Origin of the sequence: Streptomyces blastmyceticus, from assembly GCF_039521185.1 — a bacterium.
GTDB lineage: Bacteria > Actinomycetota > Actinomycetes > Streptomycetales > Streptomycetaceae > Streptomyces > Streptomyces blastmyceticus.
Window position 1 is genome coordinate 100,421 of sequence record NZ_BAAABW010000012.1, and the last position, 18,527, is coordinate 118,947.

Here is an 18,527-nt window from a genome sequence, read left to right on the forward strand (position 1 = left end):
TGGCGGCTGTCTCGTGGCCAGTGGGGGCGAAGGAGCCTCTATGAAGTTTTCCCGATCCATGTGCGCGGCGGTGCCTGTGGCCTTGGCCTTGTGCTGCACCAGTGCTCCATTGGTCGAGGCGGATCCGTCCCCCACGTCGCGTGGCGGCTCGGAGTGCACGGCCTGGGAGCGGGGATACGAGGACGCGACGGTTCCTGCCGTCGGTCAGACGTGGACCCTGGACTTCGGCGTCAACAGCCCTGTCGGTCCCGGTCCGTTCGTCGCCACGATCGCCTTCGCTTCGGCGAGCCAGGCGACGATCAAGGTGGTCCAGGGGCCGGGAACGTACCAGGGTCTGACCCAGGACATCACCTACACCAGCACGCGGTTGCGTTCCTGCCAGTACGTCCTCACCTGGCACGAGCCCAAGACCGGTCTGTTCGTCACCCAGGTGCAGGACTACTCCGAGCACCGGGCGTACGACACCGTCGTCGACCCCGCGAAGGGCACGATGATCCACTTCACCGGCACGCTCTTCCGCGCCCGGTGATTCCCGGCCGGCCCCGGCCGGGAGGCGGCATCCGGGAGCGTGTGCGACGGTGGGATCATGAGAGTGGGAATCATCGGGTCCGGCCGTATCGGCACCGCCCTGGCCCGGCACTTCGCCCGGGCCGGGCACCATGTGATGCTGGCGAACTCCCGCGGCCCGCAGACCCTCGCCCCGCTCGTCGGGGAACTCGGCGAGAAGGCATCGGCCGGAACGGCGCAGGAGGCGGCCGACTTCGGCGACGTCGTCGTCCTGGCCGTCCGGTGGGACCAGAAGGAGAACGCGGCGGCCTCGGTCTCCTCCTGGGACGGGCGCGTCGTCCTCGACCCGCTCAACCCTCTGCAGGAGACGGCGGGCGGCATCGAGGTGGCCGACACCGGCGGCCGCCCCTCCAGCGAGGTCGTGTCCTCGCTGGTGACGGGCGCTCACCTGGTGAAGGGCTTCAACACCTACCTGGCCCAGGTCCTCGCCGAGGACCCCGCCGTGAACGGCGGGCGCCGCGTCGTCCTGCTCGCCGGCGACGACCCCGAGGCCAAACGGAAAGTGGCCGAGCTGGCCAACAGCTCCGGCTTCCAGGCCGTCGACACCGGAACACTCGCCGAGGGCGGCCCCCTGTTCCAAACGGGTGGCCCGCTGAGCGGACCGCGCACCGCACTGACCGCGCTCTGAACCTCCGGGCCACAACAGCCCGCACACAGTCCGCAAGACCTCCGATCAAGAGGCCACGGGCCCCGGGCGGGCCGCCCCCCGGCGGCCGGGTGCCCGGGGCCCGTGTGGATGCGCCGCGCCGGTGATCCGGGCCCGGACCGCTGGTACGGGCCCCACCCCCGAGTGTTCCCGGCGTGCGCTGTGGTCGGTGCGGCCGCTGCGCTGGAGGTCGTCGCCGGCCGACAACCGAAGGCTGGCAGCACGGTGCTGAAGGGAAGCTGAGGATCGCTGAAGGCACCTTCAGCCACGGCCGCCGCCGCTCCGCCATGCTGAACGCATGCGCATACTGGTGGTGGAGGACGACCGGCGGCTCGCGGAGTTGCTGCGCCGGGGGCTGGGCGCCGAAGGTTTCGTGGTCGAGCTCGCGCACGACGGGCGGGGCGGTCTGCACCTCGCGGTCGAGGGCGCGTACGACGTGATCGTGCTGGACGTCATGCTGCCGGGCCTCAACGGCTACCGCGTCTGCGCCCGGCTGCGGGAGGCCGGGGTCTGGACCCCCGTGCTGATGCTCACCGCGAAGGACGGCGAGTACGACGAGGCGGAGGGCCTGGACACCGGCGCGGACGACTACGTCACCAAGCCGTTCTCGTACGTCGCCCTCGTCGCCCGGCTGCGGGCCCTCGTCCGCCGCGGCGGCCCCGAGCGCCCCTCGACGCTGCGGGTCGGCGACCTGCGGGTCGACCCGGCCACCCGTACCTGCCACCGTGGCAGCGCCGAACTCTCCCTGACCGCACGGGAATTCGCAGTCCTGGAGTACCTCGCCCGGCGCGGTGGCGAAGTGGTCACCAAGCACGAGGTGCTGGAGAACGTCTGGGACGAGGCGTTCGAGGGCGACGTGAACATCGTGGAGGTGTACGTGAGCGCCCTGCGCCGCAAGATAGACGCGCCGTTCGGGCGGCACACCATCCACACGGTGCGCGGGGCCGGCTACCGGCTGGCCGCCGAGGACACCAGGCCGTGAGGCGGCGACGGCCGCGGGGCTCGATACGCGGGCGCGTGACCCTGCTCGCCGCCCTCTGCGCCCTGATCCCGCTCACGGTCGGCGCGGCGCTGGTGGTGCTGGCCACGCGTGACGAACTGGTGCGCTCGGGGCGCCAGTACCTGGACCAGGCCGTGCGCGACGCGTCCTCCCGCGCCTTCGACTCCTCGTCGGAATACCGCACCGACATCCCCGAGCTGGCGAAGGTGCTCGGTCACCGCCTGGAGGTGTCCGACCAGGTCTATCCGGGGCGCGCCGCCCTGGACCCGATGACGCAGCCCCAGGCGACGGGCTCCATGCTGTCACTGCTGCCGTGGACGGATCCCGCGAGCAGGCACCCGCTGTACGCGATGGTGAAGGGGACGAACGAGACGTACACCAATCCGCTCCTGGTCGCCTCCAACCCCCTCCGGTTCGAGCAGAACCGGCTGAACACCACCGTCCTGTCGCTCATCGGCGGCGTGCTCGCGGCGACCGGGGCCGTGGCCGGCATCACCTGGTTCACGGCCGGGCGGGTGCTGCGCCCGGTGGAGGCCATCCGCACCCGGTTCGCCGAGCTCAGCGCGCAGCACCTGGACCAGCGGGTGCCCGTGCCCCCCACACGCGACGAGGTCTCCCGCCTCGCCGAGACGATGAACAGCACCCTGGAGCGGCTGCGGGCGTCGGTCGACCGGCAGCGCGCGTTCGTCAGCGACGCCTCGCACGAACTCCGCAGCCCCCTGGCCGCGTTGCGCGCGGAGCTGGAGATCGCCCTCGCACACCCCGACCGGGCGGACTGGGTCGCGGTGGTACGGGCGGCGCTGGGCGACACACAGCGGCTGCAGCAGCTCACCACGGACCTGCTGCTGCTCGCGCGCCTCGACGCGCATGCCGGTACCGGCATGGCGGGCGGCGGGCCGGTCGACGTCGTCGCCCTGGTGCGGGAGGAGACGGAGCGGCGCCGCCCGCCGGGCAGGCCGGCCCTGCGGGTGGATTCGGTGCCCGGACCGCTCGTCGTGCACGGGCAGCAGACACTGCTCGCCAGGCTGCTCGGCAACCTCCTCGACAACGCCGAGCGCCACGCGCTCACCTCCGTCGTCGTCCACGTCGCACGCGACGACGCCCTGGGCCGGGCCGTCGTCCACGTCCAGGACGACGGCCCGGGCATCCCGCCCGCCGACCGCCGCCGGGTCTTCGAGCGCTTCACCCGGCTCGACGACGCCCGCACGCGCGCCACGGGCGGTACGGGGCTGGGGCTCGCCATCGCCCACCACATCGCGACCGCCCACAACGGCACACTGGAGATCACGGGGGCGGAGCGGGGAGCACGGTTCACCATCACGCTGCCCCTCGCGGCACGGCCGTGGGCGGCACTTCCTGCGGGTCCCCGCACGGGGTGAGGACGAGGATGGCGACGTCGTCGTGGAGCGAACGGGTGTGACGGGGCAGGTCGGTGTCGAGGAAGTCGACGACGTCGACGGGTTCCGGGGCGGGCCGGCCGGCGAAGCGGTGGCGGAGCCGGTCGAGGAGCGGGTAGAAGGCCCCGGCCGGGTCACGGGCCTCGATCAGTCCGTCGGTGCACAGCAGCAGGACGTCGCCGCGTGTGAAGGGGTGGGTGTAGGCGACGGGGCGCTCCGCGTCCAGGGCGCCCAGGCCGAGCGGGAGGGCGGGCGGTCCGGTGACGGCGTGGACTTCGCCGCGGGAGATCACGACGGGCTCGATATGGCCGTGGTTGATGATCGTCACCAGCTGGGCCGCAGGGTCGTGCTCGATCAGGGCGGCGGTGACGAACAGCTCGTCGTCGAGGATCGATTCCGCCTCGTGCGCCATGCGGCCCTCCATCCTCGCGGCGACCTGCTGCAGGCTGCCGGGGTCGTAGACGGCCTGGCGGAAGCTGCCGAGTACGTCGACGACGGTGCGCACGGCCTGGAGGCCCTTCCCGCGGACGTCGCCGATGATGGCGCGCTCGCCCGCCCCGGTGGCGCGGATGTCGAAGAGGTCGCCGCCGACCAGGGTGCGGACCTCGGCGGGGCGGTAGAGGCTGGCCGCCAGCACATGGCCCACCTTGTGCGGGACCGGCGGCAGCAGCGTGTGCATCAGCGCCTCGGCGACCGAGTTGGCGCGGACCAGGTGGGCCTCCTGGCGCTGCCTGTGCGCGGCCAGGGCGGTGCCGAGGACGCCGACCAGGGCGGTGGAGATGTAGGCGCCCACGTAGTGGCGTTCCCACAGGTCGTTCGTGACGCGCCCGGCACAGCACGGGGTCCCGGCCAGGACGGCCTCGAACGCGACGGCGAAGACGGTGATGCCGACGACGCTGGCGGGGCTCAGTGTGTAGGCGGCGACCACGGGCAGGGCGATGAGCAGGAAGCTCACGGGCCATTGCACGGGCGTCACGGGTTCGAGCAACAGGACGGCCGCGACGTAGGCGGCCGGCATCCAGCGCATCCAGGCGGGCGGAGCGGGCACCTCCAGACCGACATGGCTCAACCTCGCCGCGCGGCGGCCCGGGGCACTGCCGACGTCGCCGCGGTGTTGCTGGTCCACCTGTCACTCCCAGCGGGTTGCAGCGGGCTCCTGAGACCATCGCCAAGGCTGGCAGCGTGACCCGCTCGAACGGCCCCACGTCGCCATTACGCCATCGGCGGCATGTCACATGTCCCGCACTGGGCGCCTCGACCGCTGCGTGCGGATCCGGCCGAAAAGCGTGTGCGCGGGATCTTCCGCGGTGGCACGCTGCGCCGGTGAACCGTGAACAGATTTCCGCGATCGCTCATACCGGCCATCCCATCAAGGCGCCGCTCGACGACGAATCGGTGCGTCTGCTGCTCGAGCGGGGCATCCCCCGCGACGACGCGCGCGTGCTCGACCTCGGCTGCGGCGGAGGGGAATGGCTCCTCCGCGCCCTGACCACCTACCCCCGGCTGCGTGCCGAGGGCGTCGACGTCTCCGAACTCGCGCTGGAACAGGCCGGCGAGGCCGCGAGCGGGCGTGGCGTCCGGGAGCGCCTGACACTCCATCACCAGGAGGCCGCCGAATTCGTCTCCCCGCACTCCTTCGACCTGGTGCTCAGCGTCGGGGCCGCCCACGCCTTCGGCGGTCTGCTCCCCACCCTCGCGGCGGCGCGCGAGCACCTGGCTCCCGGCGGGCGCGTCCTGATCGGCGACGGTTTCTGGGAGAGCGAACCGACCCCGGAAGCGGTCGAGATGCTCGGGGACTTCGCCGACCTGGCGACCACCGTGGACCGCGTCACCGCCGACGGCTGGACGCCCGTCCACGGGCACGTCAGCACGCGCCGGGAGCTCGACGACTACGAATGGGCCTGCTGGGGTTCGCTCGCCTCATGGGCCCTTGACCACCCCACCGACCCCGACAGCACCGAGGCGCTGACAACAGCCGCGACCCGCCGCGCCGAATGGCTGCACAGCTACCGGTCGAGCTGGGGCTTCGTCTCCCTGGTCCTGCGCCGCACGTCCGACTGACCTCCCGGGCCGGCGGGGGCGAGGGCGGCCGCGTCCGTGCGGCCCAAGGACGTTGCGGAGCAGGCCCACCGGTCGCTCCGGCCCCCGTCAGCCGAGGGTGCTCGCCACGAGTGCGGCGGTCCTGGCGATGAGCGCATTGTCCGCCACGGCCTCGCGGTCGTGCTTGGTCGTCAGGACGGACAGCACGATCGGCGGCCGGTGCGGGGGCCAGGTGATGCCGACGTCGTTGTTGGTCCCGTACTTCCCGGCGCCGGTCTTGTCGCCCAGGGTCCAGTCCGCGGGGAGGCCGGCGCGGAAGCGTTCGGTGCTGGTGGTGTTGGCGAGCAGCCAACCGGTCAGCTTCTTGCGGTCCTTGGGGTCGAGCGCGTCGCCGAGGGCGAGGCGCGCGTAGGTCTGCCCGATGGCGCGCGGGGTGGTGGTGTCGGTGCGGCGTTCCGGTTCCGCCGAGTTCAGCTCGGGCTCCCAGCGGTCGAGCCGGGTCGTGCCGTCGCCGATCGAGCGGCAGAAGCGGGTGATGGCGTTCGGGCCTCCCAGCTCGTGGAGCAGGAGGTTGGCGGCGGCGTTGTCGCTGTCACTGACGGCGGCGGAGCACAGCTGTGAGACAGTCATGCCGTGGGCGAGGTTCTTGGCCTTGCCCGTGACGGGGGCGTAGCCCGAGGCGACGGTGTCCTTCTTGGTGTAGCGGATGCGCTTGGCGAGGAACTCGCCGTGGTGGTCGAGGTCGCGCAGGACGGCCGCGGCGACGAGCGTCTTGAAGGTCGAACACATCGGGAAGAGCTCGTCCGCGCGGTAGAGCACCGTCCTGCCCGAGGCCGTGTCCCGGGCGTACACCCCCAGGCGGACGGAATACTCCCGCTCCAGCTTCTTGAGCCGCTCGGTCAGCGCGTCCCCGCCGGGCGTCGAGGCGTACGCCGTCCCGCCCGTGGACACGGCGGCGGCCAGCGCCGTTCCGGCACCGAGGGTCAGTATCGCGCGGCGGGTCGGGCGTGCTCCTGCGATCTCCACGTTTGCTTCCTCCTGCTCTCCTGCGGCCAGTACGTCATCCATGACGCCCCTGACGGCTCGAATGGTTTCACTTCATCCTCACTCACCTCATTTGCCGCTACCAGTCGCATAGTTCCCCGGCGCCACCAAGGTACTGACCGATCGGTTAGATTACTAACCGATCGGTCAGGGGCCGGTCGGAGAGCAACTCCGAAGAGAGGCGGAAGCATGGAGCGCACGACGTGCTGCATCGTGGGAGGCGGACCGGCGGGCATGATGCTCGGCCTGCTGCTGGCCAGGGCCGGCATCGAGGTGACCGTGCTGGAGAAGCACGGGGACTTCCTGCGGGACTTCCGGGGGGACACCGTCCACCCGTCGACGCTGCACCTGCTCGACGAGCTCGGCCTCGGCGAGAAGTTCGCGGAACTGCCGTTCCCCAAGATGGAGGAGATGCGGATGCAGTTCGGCACCGCCTCCGTCGTCGCGGCGGACCTCCGCCGCATCCCCGGCAGGCACAAGTACATAGCGATGGTCCCGCAGTGGGACTTCCTCGACCTCCTCGCGGGCGCCGCCGCGGCCGAGCCGTCGTTCACCCTGCGGATGCGCACCACGGTCACGGGCCTGCGCAGGGAAGACGGGCGGGTCACCGGCGTCCACTACACCGACGAGAACGGCACCCCCGGAGAGCTCGCGGCCGATCTCACGGTCGCCTGCGACGGCCGCCACTCCCTCGTACGCCAGGAGGCCGGACTCCACCCCGAGGAGCTCGAAGTGCCCATGGACGTATGGCAGGTGAGGGTCGACGGCCCGCGCGGCGGCCTCAAGGACGGCCGGGTCCTCGCCCGCTTCGGCCACGGCCAGGCGGCCGTCACCATGGACCGCGGCGACTACTACCAGACCTCCTACCTGATAAAGAAGGGCAGCGACAAGGAGCTGCGGGCCAACGACATCCAGTGGTTCCGCGACCGCCTCGGTGCCCTGTGCGGCTGGGACGGCTCGGTGACGGACGGCATCGGATCCTGGGACGACGTCAAACTGCTTGAGGTCTCCATGGGCCGCCTGCGCCGCTGGTACCGCGGCGGCCTGCTGTGCATCGGGGACGCGGCACACACCATGTCCCCGGTCGGCGGCGTCGGCGTCAACCTCGCGGTCCAGGACGCGGTCGCGGCCGCGCGCATCCTGGCCGGGCCCCTGCGCGACGGCACCGTCTGCGTCCACGACCTGGCCCGGGTGCAGAAGCGCCGCTGGCTGCCGATGGCCATGGTCCAGAAATCCCAGGCGGGCGAGCATGCAGTGCTCCGCGCCGTCCTGGAGGGCACCCTCGCGCCCGACACCGTGCCCCCGGCCCTGCGGCTGCTCCAGAAGGTGCCGCCGCTGCGCGGCGTGACCGCCTACCTCGGCGGCATCGGCATCCGCCCGGAGCACGCACCCGACTTCGCGCGGGCATGACGCGAGCGGCGGCGACGCCGGTGTGAGCGTCCGGCTCAGCCGAGGCGGCGGATCGCGGCCAGGGTGAACGTCTCCAGCTCGTCCGCCGCCGCGTCCAGGTCGAACTCCGGGTGGGCGAGCCAGTGCGAGATCACGCCGTCGATCGCGCCGCCGATCGCCAGGGCCACGGCATCCGGGTCGAACCGGCGCAACTGGCCGGCCTCCTGCCCCGCGGCGAGGAGGCCGGCCAGCGCCTGGCGGCGGCCGTGGGTGTCGTGGGACCCCGGGGCCTTCAGCCGGGTGCCGCCCTCGTCGTCCAGCAGCATCTCGGTGATCACCCGCACATGACGGCGGTTGGCCTGCTGGTACGACACCATCGCGCGCACATACGCGATGACCGCGGCCAGCGGGTCCGGCTCCCGCTCCACCCGCTCGTCGACGTACGCGGTGAACTGCTCCAGCACCTGGGTCAGCGCCGTACGCGTGAGGTTGTCCTTCGACGAGAAGTGGTAGAGGACGGCGGCCTTGGAGATCCCGGCCTTCTCGGCGATCGCCGACAGCGACGTCGCCGGGAAGCCCCGGGTGGAGATCAGGTCGATGGTGCACTCGACGATCTGCTGCCGGCGGGCGCGCTCCCGGAAGGTCTCTGGAGCGGGGCTCCGGGGCGGGGTCATCGGCAGGCCCTTGCCTTTCTCGCACGGCGGTCGACCCCGACCGTACACCGTCCCCCGCCCCGCTCCCTCCTCCGGCCGGGGCGCTCAGAAGGCGATGCGCAACTGGCCCTGGCCGGTCGCTGACGTCACGCCCCCCGTCGCGCAATCGGTGGGCAGCGAGGTGGGGAGCAGACTCACGTCCCGCGTCACCTCCGCCCCTTCCGCGAACCCCTTGACGACGTGCCCCGTGAGATGGATCTCGTGCGCGCCGGCGGCCCGCAGGGCCGACCCCTCGTACCTGATCTCCGACTCCCGGCCGTCGGCGAAGCGCACCCGCTCCAGCACCCGGGGCGAGTCCAGCGCGAGACAGGACGCCTCCGGCGCGATCCCGACGGTGTGCCCGGTGGCCTTCACCGTCTCGCCCGGCCGCCCCGAGCAGGTGTACTCGCTCGTCGAGTGGAGATGCGTCAGCCGCGGCACGAGGGTCAGCCCCGGGTCGTACGTCGTGCTCTCCTGCCCCGCGCAGACGATCAGCCCCGCCGCCTGCGTCGCCGGAGCACCGACGAACGACGAAGCGGCCAACGCCGTGGAACACAACGCGACCACCACACCGCGACCACCGAACATGGACATCCTTCCGACCGGTCCCTCGCGCGCCGTGCGTGACACGCGGTCCCTCCCTACCCGCACCGCACCACCGATCCGCCCTGCCGCGCCCGGCACCCGAAGCGCGCCCGCCCCGACGTGCCGTCGCGCCCGCACCCCCGCGTGCGGCCGAAATCATGCTCCCCCTTCGCGCAACCGGCGCCGCCGTGCTCAAGTAGCCTTGCGGGGGCTGGTCGAGGGGAGAAACCGGTGGTCACGGTGGGTTTGCTCGCGGGGATTCCGGAGCTGACGCTGAGGTTCGGACCGGGATCGCGGGAGCGCGGGGCACAGCGGTCGGTCACCGGCGCCGTGACGGTGCCACCAGGGACCGCGGCGCCGTACGGTCCCATGGACGGCACCGGCCGCCGGGGCGGTCTCGCCGGACTGCTCGTACGGATCCCCGCCGACGGCGACTGGGCCCGCGACCGGCGCCGGGCGGAGATCCACCTCGCCCGCCTGGCCGCCGACGGGCCCGCGGCCCTGGTCGTACCGGCCTCGTCCGGACCGCCCGAGGCCCTGGTCGAGGTCACGGCCCGGCTGGGGATACCACTCCTGACGATCTCCGATGACGTCCCCTGGAGCCGCGTCCAACGCGCCATCGACGACGAGCAATTGCGCCAGGCCACGGGCCGCTCGGCCCGGCTGACGGAACTGCTGGAGCACGCCCGGACGGGGACGCACGACACCGATGCCGCCGTACGCCGCCTGACCGCCTGGCTCGGTGACGCCATCGGCGGCACCGTGACACTCACCGGCCGCAACGGCGCACCGCCGACGGTGGCCGACCCGCAGCTGATCGCCGAGCTGACCGAAGGGCGGCTGCACGCCGCGGCCGTCCAGGAGGACCACGAACACCTGCGGCTGGTCACGGTGGGGCGACGGCGCCCGCACCCGGTCCTCGTCGCCGCCCGGGACCGCCCGTTCGACGAGCAGAGCACCGCACTTGTCGGCCACGCCGCCGACGTGCTGGCTCTGCTGATCAGGGCACGCGACGCGGAGGAGCACCGCCGCCGGTCGGAGGAGGCCGTGTCCGCGCTGCGGCTCGCGGTGCTCCAACTGCTCATGGGCGGCGACGTGGTCCTCGCCCAGCGCACCGCCGCCGGACTGCACCCCGGGCTGCTCGACGCGGAGTCCGCCGACGTCTACATCCTGGAGGCCCCGGAGGACCGGCGGGACGCCCTGGCGCGCGAATGCGACGCGGCCGTCGACGGCCGCGCCCTGCTCGTCCGCTGCCCGGCCTACGAGCAGCACCTGATCGCCATCGTGCCCCTGCAGGGACCCGCGGCGGCCCGGGACGAGCGCGCGGACGGCGTCGGACCCGCGCTGCGCCGGATCGTGGCCGCCCGGGACGGCGTGTTCCTGGGCGGCAGCGGCCGCCACCCGCTGGACCGCACGGCCGAGGCGTACCAAGAGGCGTCCCGCGCCCTCGCGGTGGCCCGGTTCCGGCCGGACGGGATGGCCGCGCACGCGGCGCAGACCCGCCTGACCGAGATCCTCGACCTCGCCGAGGCCGGCCGCTGGGCGGCCGAGGTGCTGCGGCCGCTGGACTCGCTGCCCTACACCGGCAGGGGCCCGCTGCTCTCGACCGTCGGCCTGGGCCTGGAGTTCACGGCCGTCAACGCCGCCAGGATCCTGGGCGTGAGCCGCAACACCGTACGCGCGCGCATGGACCGCATGGCCGGGCTGCTGCGCCTGGACCTCACCGACGTACGGGCGCGGGCCGCGCTGCACCTCGCGCTCCAGGCCCACGGCCACGGCCCCGCCGAACAGGGCGGCACCACGCCCTTGGACCGGCTCCTGGACACCGAGGGCGTCCGCGGCTGGGCGACGGAGTTCCTGGGCAGGCTGGCCGCCGACGACCGGGACCTGCGCCGCACCCTGCGGGTCTGGATCGCGGAGAACACCGGTGTCGAACGGGCGGCCAACCGGCTGGGCCTGCACCCCCAGACCGTACGCGAGCACGTCCGCAGCGCCGAACCGCTGCTGAGACGCCAGCTGTTCACCGGAGGCGGCGACCTCTACGAGGTCGTCCTCGCGCTCGCCGCCGTGGACGGGGTGGAACTCCCGGCCCTGGCCGGCTGTTCCACGGGCACTTCCCCCTGACGGATTCCCCCGGCCCGAAGACGGAATTCCCGCAGGCCACCCGGCCGGACCGTGCACCGGTGACAGTGCCGGGACCGCGAACGTGCACCCGTGAGGTATTCCCGTCCGGGCGTGCGGGCATAACGTTTTCCCACCGCCGCCGGTGAGGCGGCGGTACACGGGGGAACAACGGGGGACCGGCACCGAGGGTCCGGATATCCGGTGCACGACTCCGGCGCCGCACGCGTGCGGCGCCGGAGTCACCGGGGAAGAACCGGCCCGCCGCGAACACGTGAGGGGCCACACGCCCGGGAATTCATTGGCGCATTCATCGCCCCGCTGAGTAGCGTCGGAACGGTGACGAACGACAACGACCGGAGCGCGACCGCCGACCACTGGCGCCAGGCAAACCACGCCCTGTGGGAGGAACGCGTGCCCATCCACACGGGCAGCGACTTCTACGACCTGGCGGGATTCCGGGAGGGCCGGGACGACCTGCGCGGCTTCGAGCTCGACGAGGTCGGGGACGTCACCGGCAAACGCCTGCTGCACCTGCAGTGCCACATCGGCACCGACACCCTCTCCTGGGCCCGGCGGGGCGCCGTGGTGACGGGACTGGACTTCTCGGCGGCGGCCGTCGCCGCGGCACGCGAACTCGCGGCGGATGTGGGTCAGGCCGATGCCCGTTTCGTGGAATCGGATGTGTACGACGCGCCGTCGGCACTGGGCGGCGAGACCTTCGACATCGTCTACACCGGATTCGGCGCCCTGTGCTGGCTGCCCGACCTCGCCGGCTGGGCCCGCACGGTGGCCGGACTGCTGGCACCGGGCGGCTTCCTCTACCTCGCCGAATTCCACCCCGTCGGAATGTGCCTGAACGACGACGGCACCGCCTGGGCCGAGGACTATTTCGCCCGGGGGCCGCTGACCTACGACGAACCGGGAACGTACGCGGACCTCGACGCACCGACGCGCCACAACCGCTCGGTGGAATGGCAGCACACCATCGGGGACGTCGTCAGCGCGGTGACCGCCGCCGGACTGCGCCCGGAATTCCTGCGGGAATACGACTTCTCGCTGTTCGAGCAGGTCAAGGGAATGGTCAAGGAACGCGACACCAGCGGCACCCGGCCCGGGTCGGCCACCGTCTACCGGCTGCCCGAGGGCCGACCCGCTCTCCCGCTGATCTATTCGCTGCGCGCGTCCAGAGCCTGACTCAGCCTCAAGGCAAACGCGACGGGGTGGCCGGTGGAGCGGAATTCCGCCCCACCGGCCACCCCGGTCCGATCCGACTCGCGCGTCAGCCGCGCCGCTTGCCCGGCGTGGAGACGGCGCCCGAGCCCTCGGCGAGCTTCCACTCCCGGTGCAGGGAGCCCAGCGGAATGGGCTTCTGGAAGATCGGCGTGTCGAAGATCTTCAGCTGGACCTGGAGGGCCCCCGTCAGATCCAGCCCGCCGTACGCCTTCCACTGGCCCGCCGCGGAGGCGCTGCCGTCGGTGGCGGCGCTGGCCGTGCCCTCCGCCTCCGCCCGTAGATAGGGGGCGAGGTCCGCGGTGACGCCGACGGCGCCGTACAGACCCACGCTGGCCTCCGCGCCGAGCGCGGCCTTCACCTTGCCCGCGGCCGAGACCGTGGCGCGCGGTGAAGTGGCCTTCATCTCGGACGAGTTGACCGGGGTCCAGCCCTTGCCGTGGCTGTAGCTGCCGCCGACCTTGAAGTCGCCCTTGAGGTCCTGCTTGACGTCGACGTTGATCTTGCCGTCGGCGTCGACCTGGAGGTAGCAGGTCAGACCGAGGTTGACGACGACCGGCACCGGCCCGACCTGGATGACGGGTGCGGCGTGCAGCTTGGCGAAGGGCACCCGCAGCGGCTTGCTGCCCGGAGTGGTGCCCGCCGCCTGGCCCTTGAGCTCCCACTGGGACGACCAGTCGCCCGACAGCGCCAGCGAGGCGCCGCCCGGCGCGCCGGCGGTGCCGGTGCCCCGGCCGTCGTAGGAGAAGTCGACCTCCGGGGCCACCTGGACGAAGCCCGCGGCCGACGCGGCGGCGGACGCCGGGGCGTCCTTGGCCGTCGCGATCGACGTGCCCACGTCGATCCGCAGGCTGCCCAGCGGCAACTGAGCGCCCTTCGGGCCGAAGTGGACGTCGCCGGTCTTCGCCCAGGAGACCTTGGTGCCCTGGACGAGCGGTTCCACCGTCATGGTGGAGGGGTCGACCGGCACCTTGCCGTCGGCCTTGGCGTCGCCGAGCAGCGCGCCGAGCGTGGCCGGGGCCGTATTGACCTCGGTGCCCTTCTCGGTCTTGCCCAGCACCTGCGTGACCTTGGCCAGCACCCCGTCGGGGGCGCCGGGCGCGGGCGCGCTGGCGATGATGTCGCCGACGGCCACCTTGGCCTTCTGCTCCGTCCCGGCGGAGCCGGAGGGGGCGGGGGACGTGGGGTGGGCGGCGGCCGGCGGCTTCTTCGCCGGTGTCCGGGGCGCCTCGGACAGGACGGCGCGTCCGCTCTCGCGGTCGAACGAGGCGACCTTGAGGGAGGACTTCTCCGCCTGGCGTCCGCCACCGGTCGGATGGGCCACGGCACTCGGCGCGGCCGCACCGTCGGGGGCGGCCTTGACCGCGAGTTGCCGCTCCCCGGCCGACGCCGCGTCAGCAGCGGCGGCCGCGGGCTCGGCATCGGCACGGGCCGAGGCGGGCGACGGCCCGGAGGCCGAACACCCGGCGACGAGCAGGGACGCGGCGGTCAGTGCCGGTAAAGCGATGGCCTTGGCAGTGGTTCTGCGCACGTAGGATCCTCAAAAGCGTGAGGTGGGGGCGGCCCGAGGGGATCGACACCTTCGGACCGCATCACACGGCATCGTGCGAGTGGTGATTACTCGCAGGTAATGATCTGCATGATCATGCCATGCGGCCGACCGGCGCCGGAACGCTTCTTCGGCGCCGAAACCATGATCTCGATCACAGCCCTGACCACTTGTCGGATCCGCCCGTCGCGGCCGCTTGCCGCACTCACGGCACGGGGGCGTCGGCGCGCGACGCCCCCGGAAAACGCCTGACCGCCCACGGTGCAGCCCGGACAGGACGGGCCGCACGGTGGGCGGTAGCCAGGGGACGTGTGCTTCCGGGGCCGCCGGAAGCACACGTGGTTCAGGACACCGGGGCATCCGTGAGGTCGGTGACGAACTTCCGCAGCCGGCCACGTACCACCGGCGTCACGCCGTGGATGAGCTGCGCGCCGTACGCGACGGCGACGCCGCGGCCCGCGCGTGCGGTCCAGCGGGTCCTGGCCGTGGCCGCGAGCCACTCGGCCTCGGCCGCGTGCGGATCCGCCGCGACCTCGTGCGGCAGGCTGCGGGCCAGCGGCGTGCCGGAGACATAGCCGTCCGCCACACCCAGCAGCGTGGTGGTCCAGGGCGCGGGGTCGGCCGTGGTCTCGGTGTAGAACTCCCCGCCCTCCTCCGCCTCGGCGATCACCACACCGATCCGGCCGATCCGGCGCGGAGCCGTGCGCGGGCTCATGATGCCGTCGACGTGAGAGGGCACGCACTGACCGGCCGTCAGCTCGGTGTACCCCCACGGAGTGGCGGCCGCGATCGAGGGCATGCTGCGGCGGATCGCGGGCAGGGAGCGGACGGTCGCCAGGGCGAGGATCTCCTGCGCGAGCGCGGGCGCGGGCAGCACCTCGGCCTGGGTGCGGGGGCGCCACCCGGCGGCCTCGCTGTCCATGATCTTGATCAGCCGGGCCGTCTCCTCCGCGCTGAGGAAGTCCTCGACCGTCTGGATGGCCAGGGTTTCACTGATGTGAATCATGTTGCCCCCTTGCGCTCACTGGTCCGGTGCGCGGCGCTGACCCTCACCACCATCCCGGTCCACGCCACCCGGGACCCCGGCGCACGCGGGGGCGCGCAGGTGCGCATCGACAGCGCACGCGCCCCCTTCCAGCGCCACCGCCGGGGTCGTACGGACGCGGGCCGCGGAACGTCAGCGTTTGACGGCCCGCAGGATGACGAACTTCGGGTCGCTCGCCACGACCTCGCAGTTGCCGAAGAGCCGCCGCAGCCGTACGTGATAGCCGAGGTGCCGATTGCCGACGACCCACAGCTCCCCGCCGGTGCGCAGCGCGTCGCGCGCCCCGGAGAACATGCGCCAGGCCGTGACGTCGGTCGTCGCCTGGTGGGTGTGGAAGGGCGGGTTGTTCAGCACCAGGTCCACCGACCCGGCCGGTACCCCCGACAGACCGTCACCCACCCGGAACGACGCGGCGGCACCCGCGCCCGCGTTCGCCCGGAACGTGGCCTCCGCCGACGCCACCGCCTGGAAGGACTCGTCGACGAACGTCACCTCGGCCGCGGGGTTGGCCAGCGCCGCGGCCGTGCCCACCACGCCGTTGCCGCAGCCGAGGTCCACGACGTGCTCGGGACCCCGGCGCCGCGGCAGGTGCCCCAGGAAGAACCGGGTGCCGATGTCCAGGCGCTCGGCGCAGAAGATCCCGGCGTGGTTGACGACGGTCCGCCCGGACATCGGCCCGACATCCTCCGGCAGCGCATAGCTGTGCGGCCAGGGGCTGGTGCCCCGCTCCAGGGCCGGATCCGGCGAGCAGAAGATGAGCCGCGACTTCTTCACCGCAAGCGACGTCCGCGTCGGACCGAGGATCTGCTCGAACAGTTTGAGCGTCGAGGTGTGGATCTCCGTGACCCGCCCCGTGCCGACGACGACGGTGCCCGCGTGCACATGCGGCGCGAGGCGGTGCAGCTGGTCCTCCAGCAGCGCCAGGCTCTTGGGCACCCGGATCAGCAGCACGTCGATCCGCTCCGGCGGAGCGTCCTGCGTCGACAGCAGACGCACCGCGTCCGGGGCGATCCCGTTGCGCTCCAGATTGGCCCGGGTCGCTTCCTGGGCGAGGAAGGAGTCGGTGATCTGCACGGGACGGTGACCGGCCAGCGAGACGGCCAGCGCACCCCACCGGTCGCCCACGACGACCACATTGCCCGACAGGTCGGCGGCAGGTTCGCCGTCCGTGCCCTGGAGATGGCCGAGCAGGTACTCGTCGGCGGCGTCCCAGGCGCGGAGCCTGTCGCGGGGATCCTCGGGGAAACGGGTGAGTTCGTACTCGCCCCATGACGTCATCAAACGGTTCATTGTGGGCTCAGGCTAGCCGAGCGTCGCGCCCACCGTACCCGCCTGGCTGCGCAGCAGCTTCTTGTCGGGCTTCCCGGCGTCGGTCAGCGGCAGGGCGTCGACGAAGACGATGCGCGCCGGCTCGTACATCGTGCCCCGCTCCTCGCGCACCATGGCGCGCAGCTCCTGCTCGTCGATGTCGCTGCCGGGCTTGCGGACGACGGCCGCGTGCACCTGCTCCATGAGGTTGGCGTCCGGAACGCCGAAGACCGCGCTCTGCAGCACCTGCGGATGGGAGTTGAGCACGTCCTCCAGCTCGACCGTGTACACATGGCCGCCGACCACGACGATCATGTCCTTCAGCCGGTCGACGATCGTCAGATACCCCTCGTCGTCGAGATAGCCGACGTCGCCGGTGTGCAGCCAGCCGTCCCGCAGCACCTCGGCGGTGAGCTCGGGCTGCTTCCAGTACCCCTGCATCACGTGCGACGAGCGCACGCAGATCTCGCCGTGCTCGCCGGGGGGCAGGTCCCGGCCCTGCTCGTCGCGGATGGCGACCTCGACCTCCTTCATGATCTTTCCGGCGGACCGCAGCCGCTCCGGGCGCTCCGGGTCGTGGTCCTCGGGGTCGAGCATGCTGATCCCGCCGGCCTCGTTCTGACCGTAGAACTGGTTCAGTACGGGGCCGAAGTACCGCACCGCCGAGGCGAGCCGGGCCGGGGACGACGCGCAGCCGCCGTAGGTGAGCCGGCGCAGGCTGGAGGTGTCGGCGCGGTTCGCGTCCGGGTGGTCCATCAGCTGGTAGAGGAGCGGCGGCAGCAGGAACAGGTGGGATATCCGCTCGCGCCCGATCGTGGTCAGCACGTCGCCCGCGTCGAAGTCGTCGTGCAGGACGACGGTCCCGGCGGAGCTCAGGGCGAGGTCGGCGATCAGGCCCGCGGCGTGCGCGAGCGTGGTGCACACCAGCGCGCGGATCCCCTCCTCGTCGGGCCAGTCCGCCTGGATCGCGCGTCCCTGCGCGAAGGAGGAGCAGATGGCCTTGGGGTGGCCGGTGGTGCCACCGGTGTGGCGGATGGTGCAGGTGTCCTCCGGCCGCGCCAGCCCCGCGAAGGGCTCCGCGGACTCCTCGCTGGCGAGCGCCAGCAGGTCCGGCCCCACGGCCGACGGGCCGAGCACGAGCACGTGCGGCACCGGCGTCCGCGAGGTCAGCTCGGCGGCGCGGTCGGCGTAGGCGGGGTCGACGATGAGCGCCTGGGTCTCGACGTCCCGGACGATGTTGGCCTGCACCTCGGCCGACAGCTTGTTGTAGAGGTGGTTGACGGGGCAGCCGAGGAGATTGGCCGCATAGCGCGCGGCGATCGTCTCCGGAAGGTTCCCGCAGAGGAGGGTGACGGTCTGTCCGCGGCGTACGCCCTGGGCCTGCAGGGCCCGCGCCATGCGGTGGACGAGGTCGCGCAGTTCGCCCGCGGTCACGCGCCGGTCGTGGTGCACCACGGCGTCCCGGTCCGGTTCCTGGCCCAGCGCGTCGAGGTTCTCCTCCACATAGCTGCGGAAGTGCTCGGTGGCGACGGTCATGGGTGTTTCCCCTCCTGGTGGCGGCCGATCCGCACATAGGTTGACTTAGGCAACCAGTTGGATGGTAGTCGCTGTTGATCGACAGCTCCAAGCCGGACGGCGATATCCGGTCAGAGAGGCCGGTGAGGGGTGGTCGCCTTGTGGAGGGTTGAGGTCTCATGGCGCCATGTGGGTGATTTATATGGGTGTGTTGAGTGTGATGGTCGGATGAGTGCTGTGCTGCGTTGTTAGGTTTTTCGGGTGGATTGAGGTGTTCGGCCGACGGTTGGTTCGGTGGGGGGAGTGGGTGGTGGTTGTGGTGGGTGGTGTGTGGGTGCCGGGGCCGGTGGGTGTGGTGTCGGGGGGTGGGGGTGTGGGTGGTGATGGGGGTGGCGA

General features: G+C 72.3%; 16 protein-coding genes. 8 read left to right on the plus strand and 8 right to left on the minus strand.

The annotated features are described in order from the left end of the window. The first annotated feature begins 40 nt into the window (after positions 1 to 40). The 4 genes from ABD269_RS10215 to ABD269_RS10230 all read left to right on the plus strand — a co-directional run bounded on the left by ABD269_RS10215 (position 41) and on the right by ABD269_RS10230 (position 3,592). Positions 41 to 529, plus strand: a complete 489-nt coding sequence (locus tag ABD269_RS10215; RefSeq protein ID WP_344117453.1) for a MoaF-related domain-containing protein — start codon at positions 41 to 43, stop codon at positions 527 to 529. A gap of 57 nt (positions 530 to 586) precedes the next feature. Further along, entirely contained in the window at positions 587 to 1,195 is a 609-nt protein-coding gene (locus tag ABD269_RS10220) for an NADPH-dependent F420 reductase (protein WP_344117454.1), read from the plus strand. 316 nt (positions 1,196 to 1,511) lie between these two features. Then, entirely contained in the window at positions 1,512 to 2,195 is a 684-nt protein-coding gene (locus ABD269_RS10225; RefSeq protein ID WP_344117455.1) for a response regulator, read from the plus strand. A gap of 35 nt (positions 2,196 to 2,230) precedes the next feature. Beyond that, positions 2,231 to 3,592 (plus strand): sensor histidine kinase, encoded by a 1,362-nt coding sequence (locus tag ABD269_RS10230; RefSeq protein ID WP_344117457.1) that lies wholly within the window; start codon positions 2,231 to 2,233, stop codon positions 3,590 to 3,592. Here the strand turns inward: ABD269_RS10230 and ABD269_RS10235 are convergent. Further along, positions 3,531 to 4,736: a PP2C family protein-serine/threonine phosphatase gene (locus ABD269_RS10235; protein ID WP_344117458.1), complete on the minus strand. Its 1,206-nt coding sequence runs from the start codon at positions 4,734 to 4,736 to the stop codon at positions 3,531 to 3,533. The genes ABD269_RS10230 and ABD269_RS10235 overlap by 62 nt on opposite strands. A 197-nt stretch (positions 4,737 to 4,933) precedes the next feature. On the opposite strand from ABD269_RS10235, the gene ABD269_RS10240 reads away from it, so the two are divergent. Further along, positions 4,934 to 5,671 (plus strand): SAM-dependent methyltransferase, encoded by a 738-nt coding sequence (locus ABD269_RS10240; RefSeq protein ID WP_344117459.1) that lies wholly within the window; start codon positions 4,934 to 4,936, stop codon positions 5,669 to 5,671. An 87-nt stretch (positions 5,672 to 5,758) separates the two neighbouring features. Here ABD269_RS10240 and bla read toward each other — a convergent pair whose 3' ends face one another. Then, a complete protein-coding gene (gene bla, locus ABD269_RS10245; protein WP_344117473.1) occupies positions 5,759 to 6,676 on the minus strand; it encodes a class A beta-lactamase in 918 nt (305 codons plus the stop codon). A gap of 207 nt (positions 6,677 to 6,883) precedes the next feature. Here bla and ABD269_RS10250 point away from each other — a divergent pair, with 207 nt between their 5' ends. After that, the gene (locus ABD269_RS10250; RefSeq protein WP_344117460.1) at positions 6,884 to 8,104 is read left to right on the plus strand and encodes an FAD-dependent oxidoreductase; all 1,221 of its coding nucleotides are present in this window, start codon (positions 6,884 to 6,886) and stop codon (positions 8,102 to 8,104) included. A 35-nt stretch (positions 8,105 to 8,139) separates the two neighbouring features. Here the strand turns inward: ABD269_RS10250 and ABD269_RS10255 are convergent, their stop codons facing one another. Together ABD269_RS10255 and ABD269_RS10260 are read right to left on the minus strand one after the other, a co-directional pair. Continuing rightward, entirely contained in the window at positions 8,140 to 8,757 is a 618-nt protein-coding gene (locus tag ABD269_RS10255) for a TetR/AcrR family transcriptional regulator (RefSeq protein ID WP_344117461.1), read from the minus strand. 84 nt (positions 8,758 to 8,841) lie between these two features. Then, positions 8,842 to 9,363, minus strand: coding sequence for a hypothetical protein (locus tag ABD269_RS10260; RefSeq protein ID WP_344117462.1), 522 nt, complete (start codon positions 9,361 to 9,363; stop codon positions 8,842 to 8,844). A gap of 228 nt (positions 9,364 to 9,591) precedes the next feature. Here ABD269_RS10260 and ABD269_RS10265 point away from each other — a divergent pair, with 228 nt between their 5' ends. Further along, positions 9,592 to 11,484, plus strand: a complete 1,893-nt coding sequence (locus ABD269_RS10265) for a helix-turn-helix domain-containing protein (RefSeq protein WP_344117463.1) — start codon at positions 9,592 to 9,594, stop codon at positions 11,482 to 11,484. A 336-nt stretch (positions 11,485 to 11,820) separates the two neighbouring features. Continuing rightward, on the plus strand, positions 11,821 to 12,678 hold the full coding sequence (locus ABD269_RS10270) for a class I SAM-dependent methyltransferase (RefSeq protein ID WP_344117464.1): 858 nt from the start codon (positions 11,821 to 11,823) through the stop codon (positions 12,676 to 12,678). Between the two features lie 85 nt (positions 12,679 to 12,763). Here ABD269_RS10270 and ABD269_RS10275 read toward each other — a convergent pair whose 3' ends face one another. The 4 genes from ABD269_RS10275 to ABD269_RS10290 form a co-directional block, all read right to left on the minus strand. Beyond that, entirely contained in the window at positions 12,764 to 14,245 is a 1,482-nt protein-coding gene (locus ABD269_RS10275; RefSeq protein WP_344117465.1) for a hypothetical protein, read from the minus strand. A gap of 361 nt (positions 14,246 to 14,606) precedes the next feature. Further along, positions 14,607 to 15,269, minus strand: a complete 663-nt coding sequence (locus ABD269_RS10280; protein WP_344117466.1) for a hypothetical protein — start codon at positions 15,267 to 15,269, stop codon at positions 14,607 to 14,609. A 171-nt stretch (positions 15,270 to 15,440) separates the two neighbouring features. Continuing rightward, positions 15,441 to 16,598 carry a methyltransferase gene (locus ABD269_RS10285; protein ID WP_344117467.1) on the minus strand — a complete coding sequence of 386 codons (1,158 nt, stop codon included), beginning with the start codon at positions 16,596 to 16,598 and terminating at the stop codon, positions 15,441 to 15,443. Between the two features lie 12 nt (positions 16,599 to 16,610). Next, positions 16,611 to 18,152, minus strand: a complete 1,542-nt coding sequence (locus ABD269_RS10290) for an AMP-binding protein (protein WP_344117468.1) — start codon at positions 18,150 to 18,152, stop codon at positions 16,611 to 16,613. Between the last annotated feature and the right edge of the window lie 375 nt (positions 18,153 to 18,527).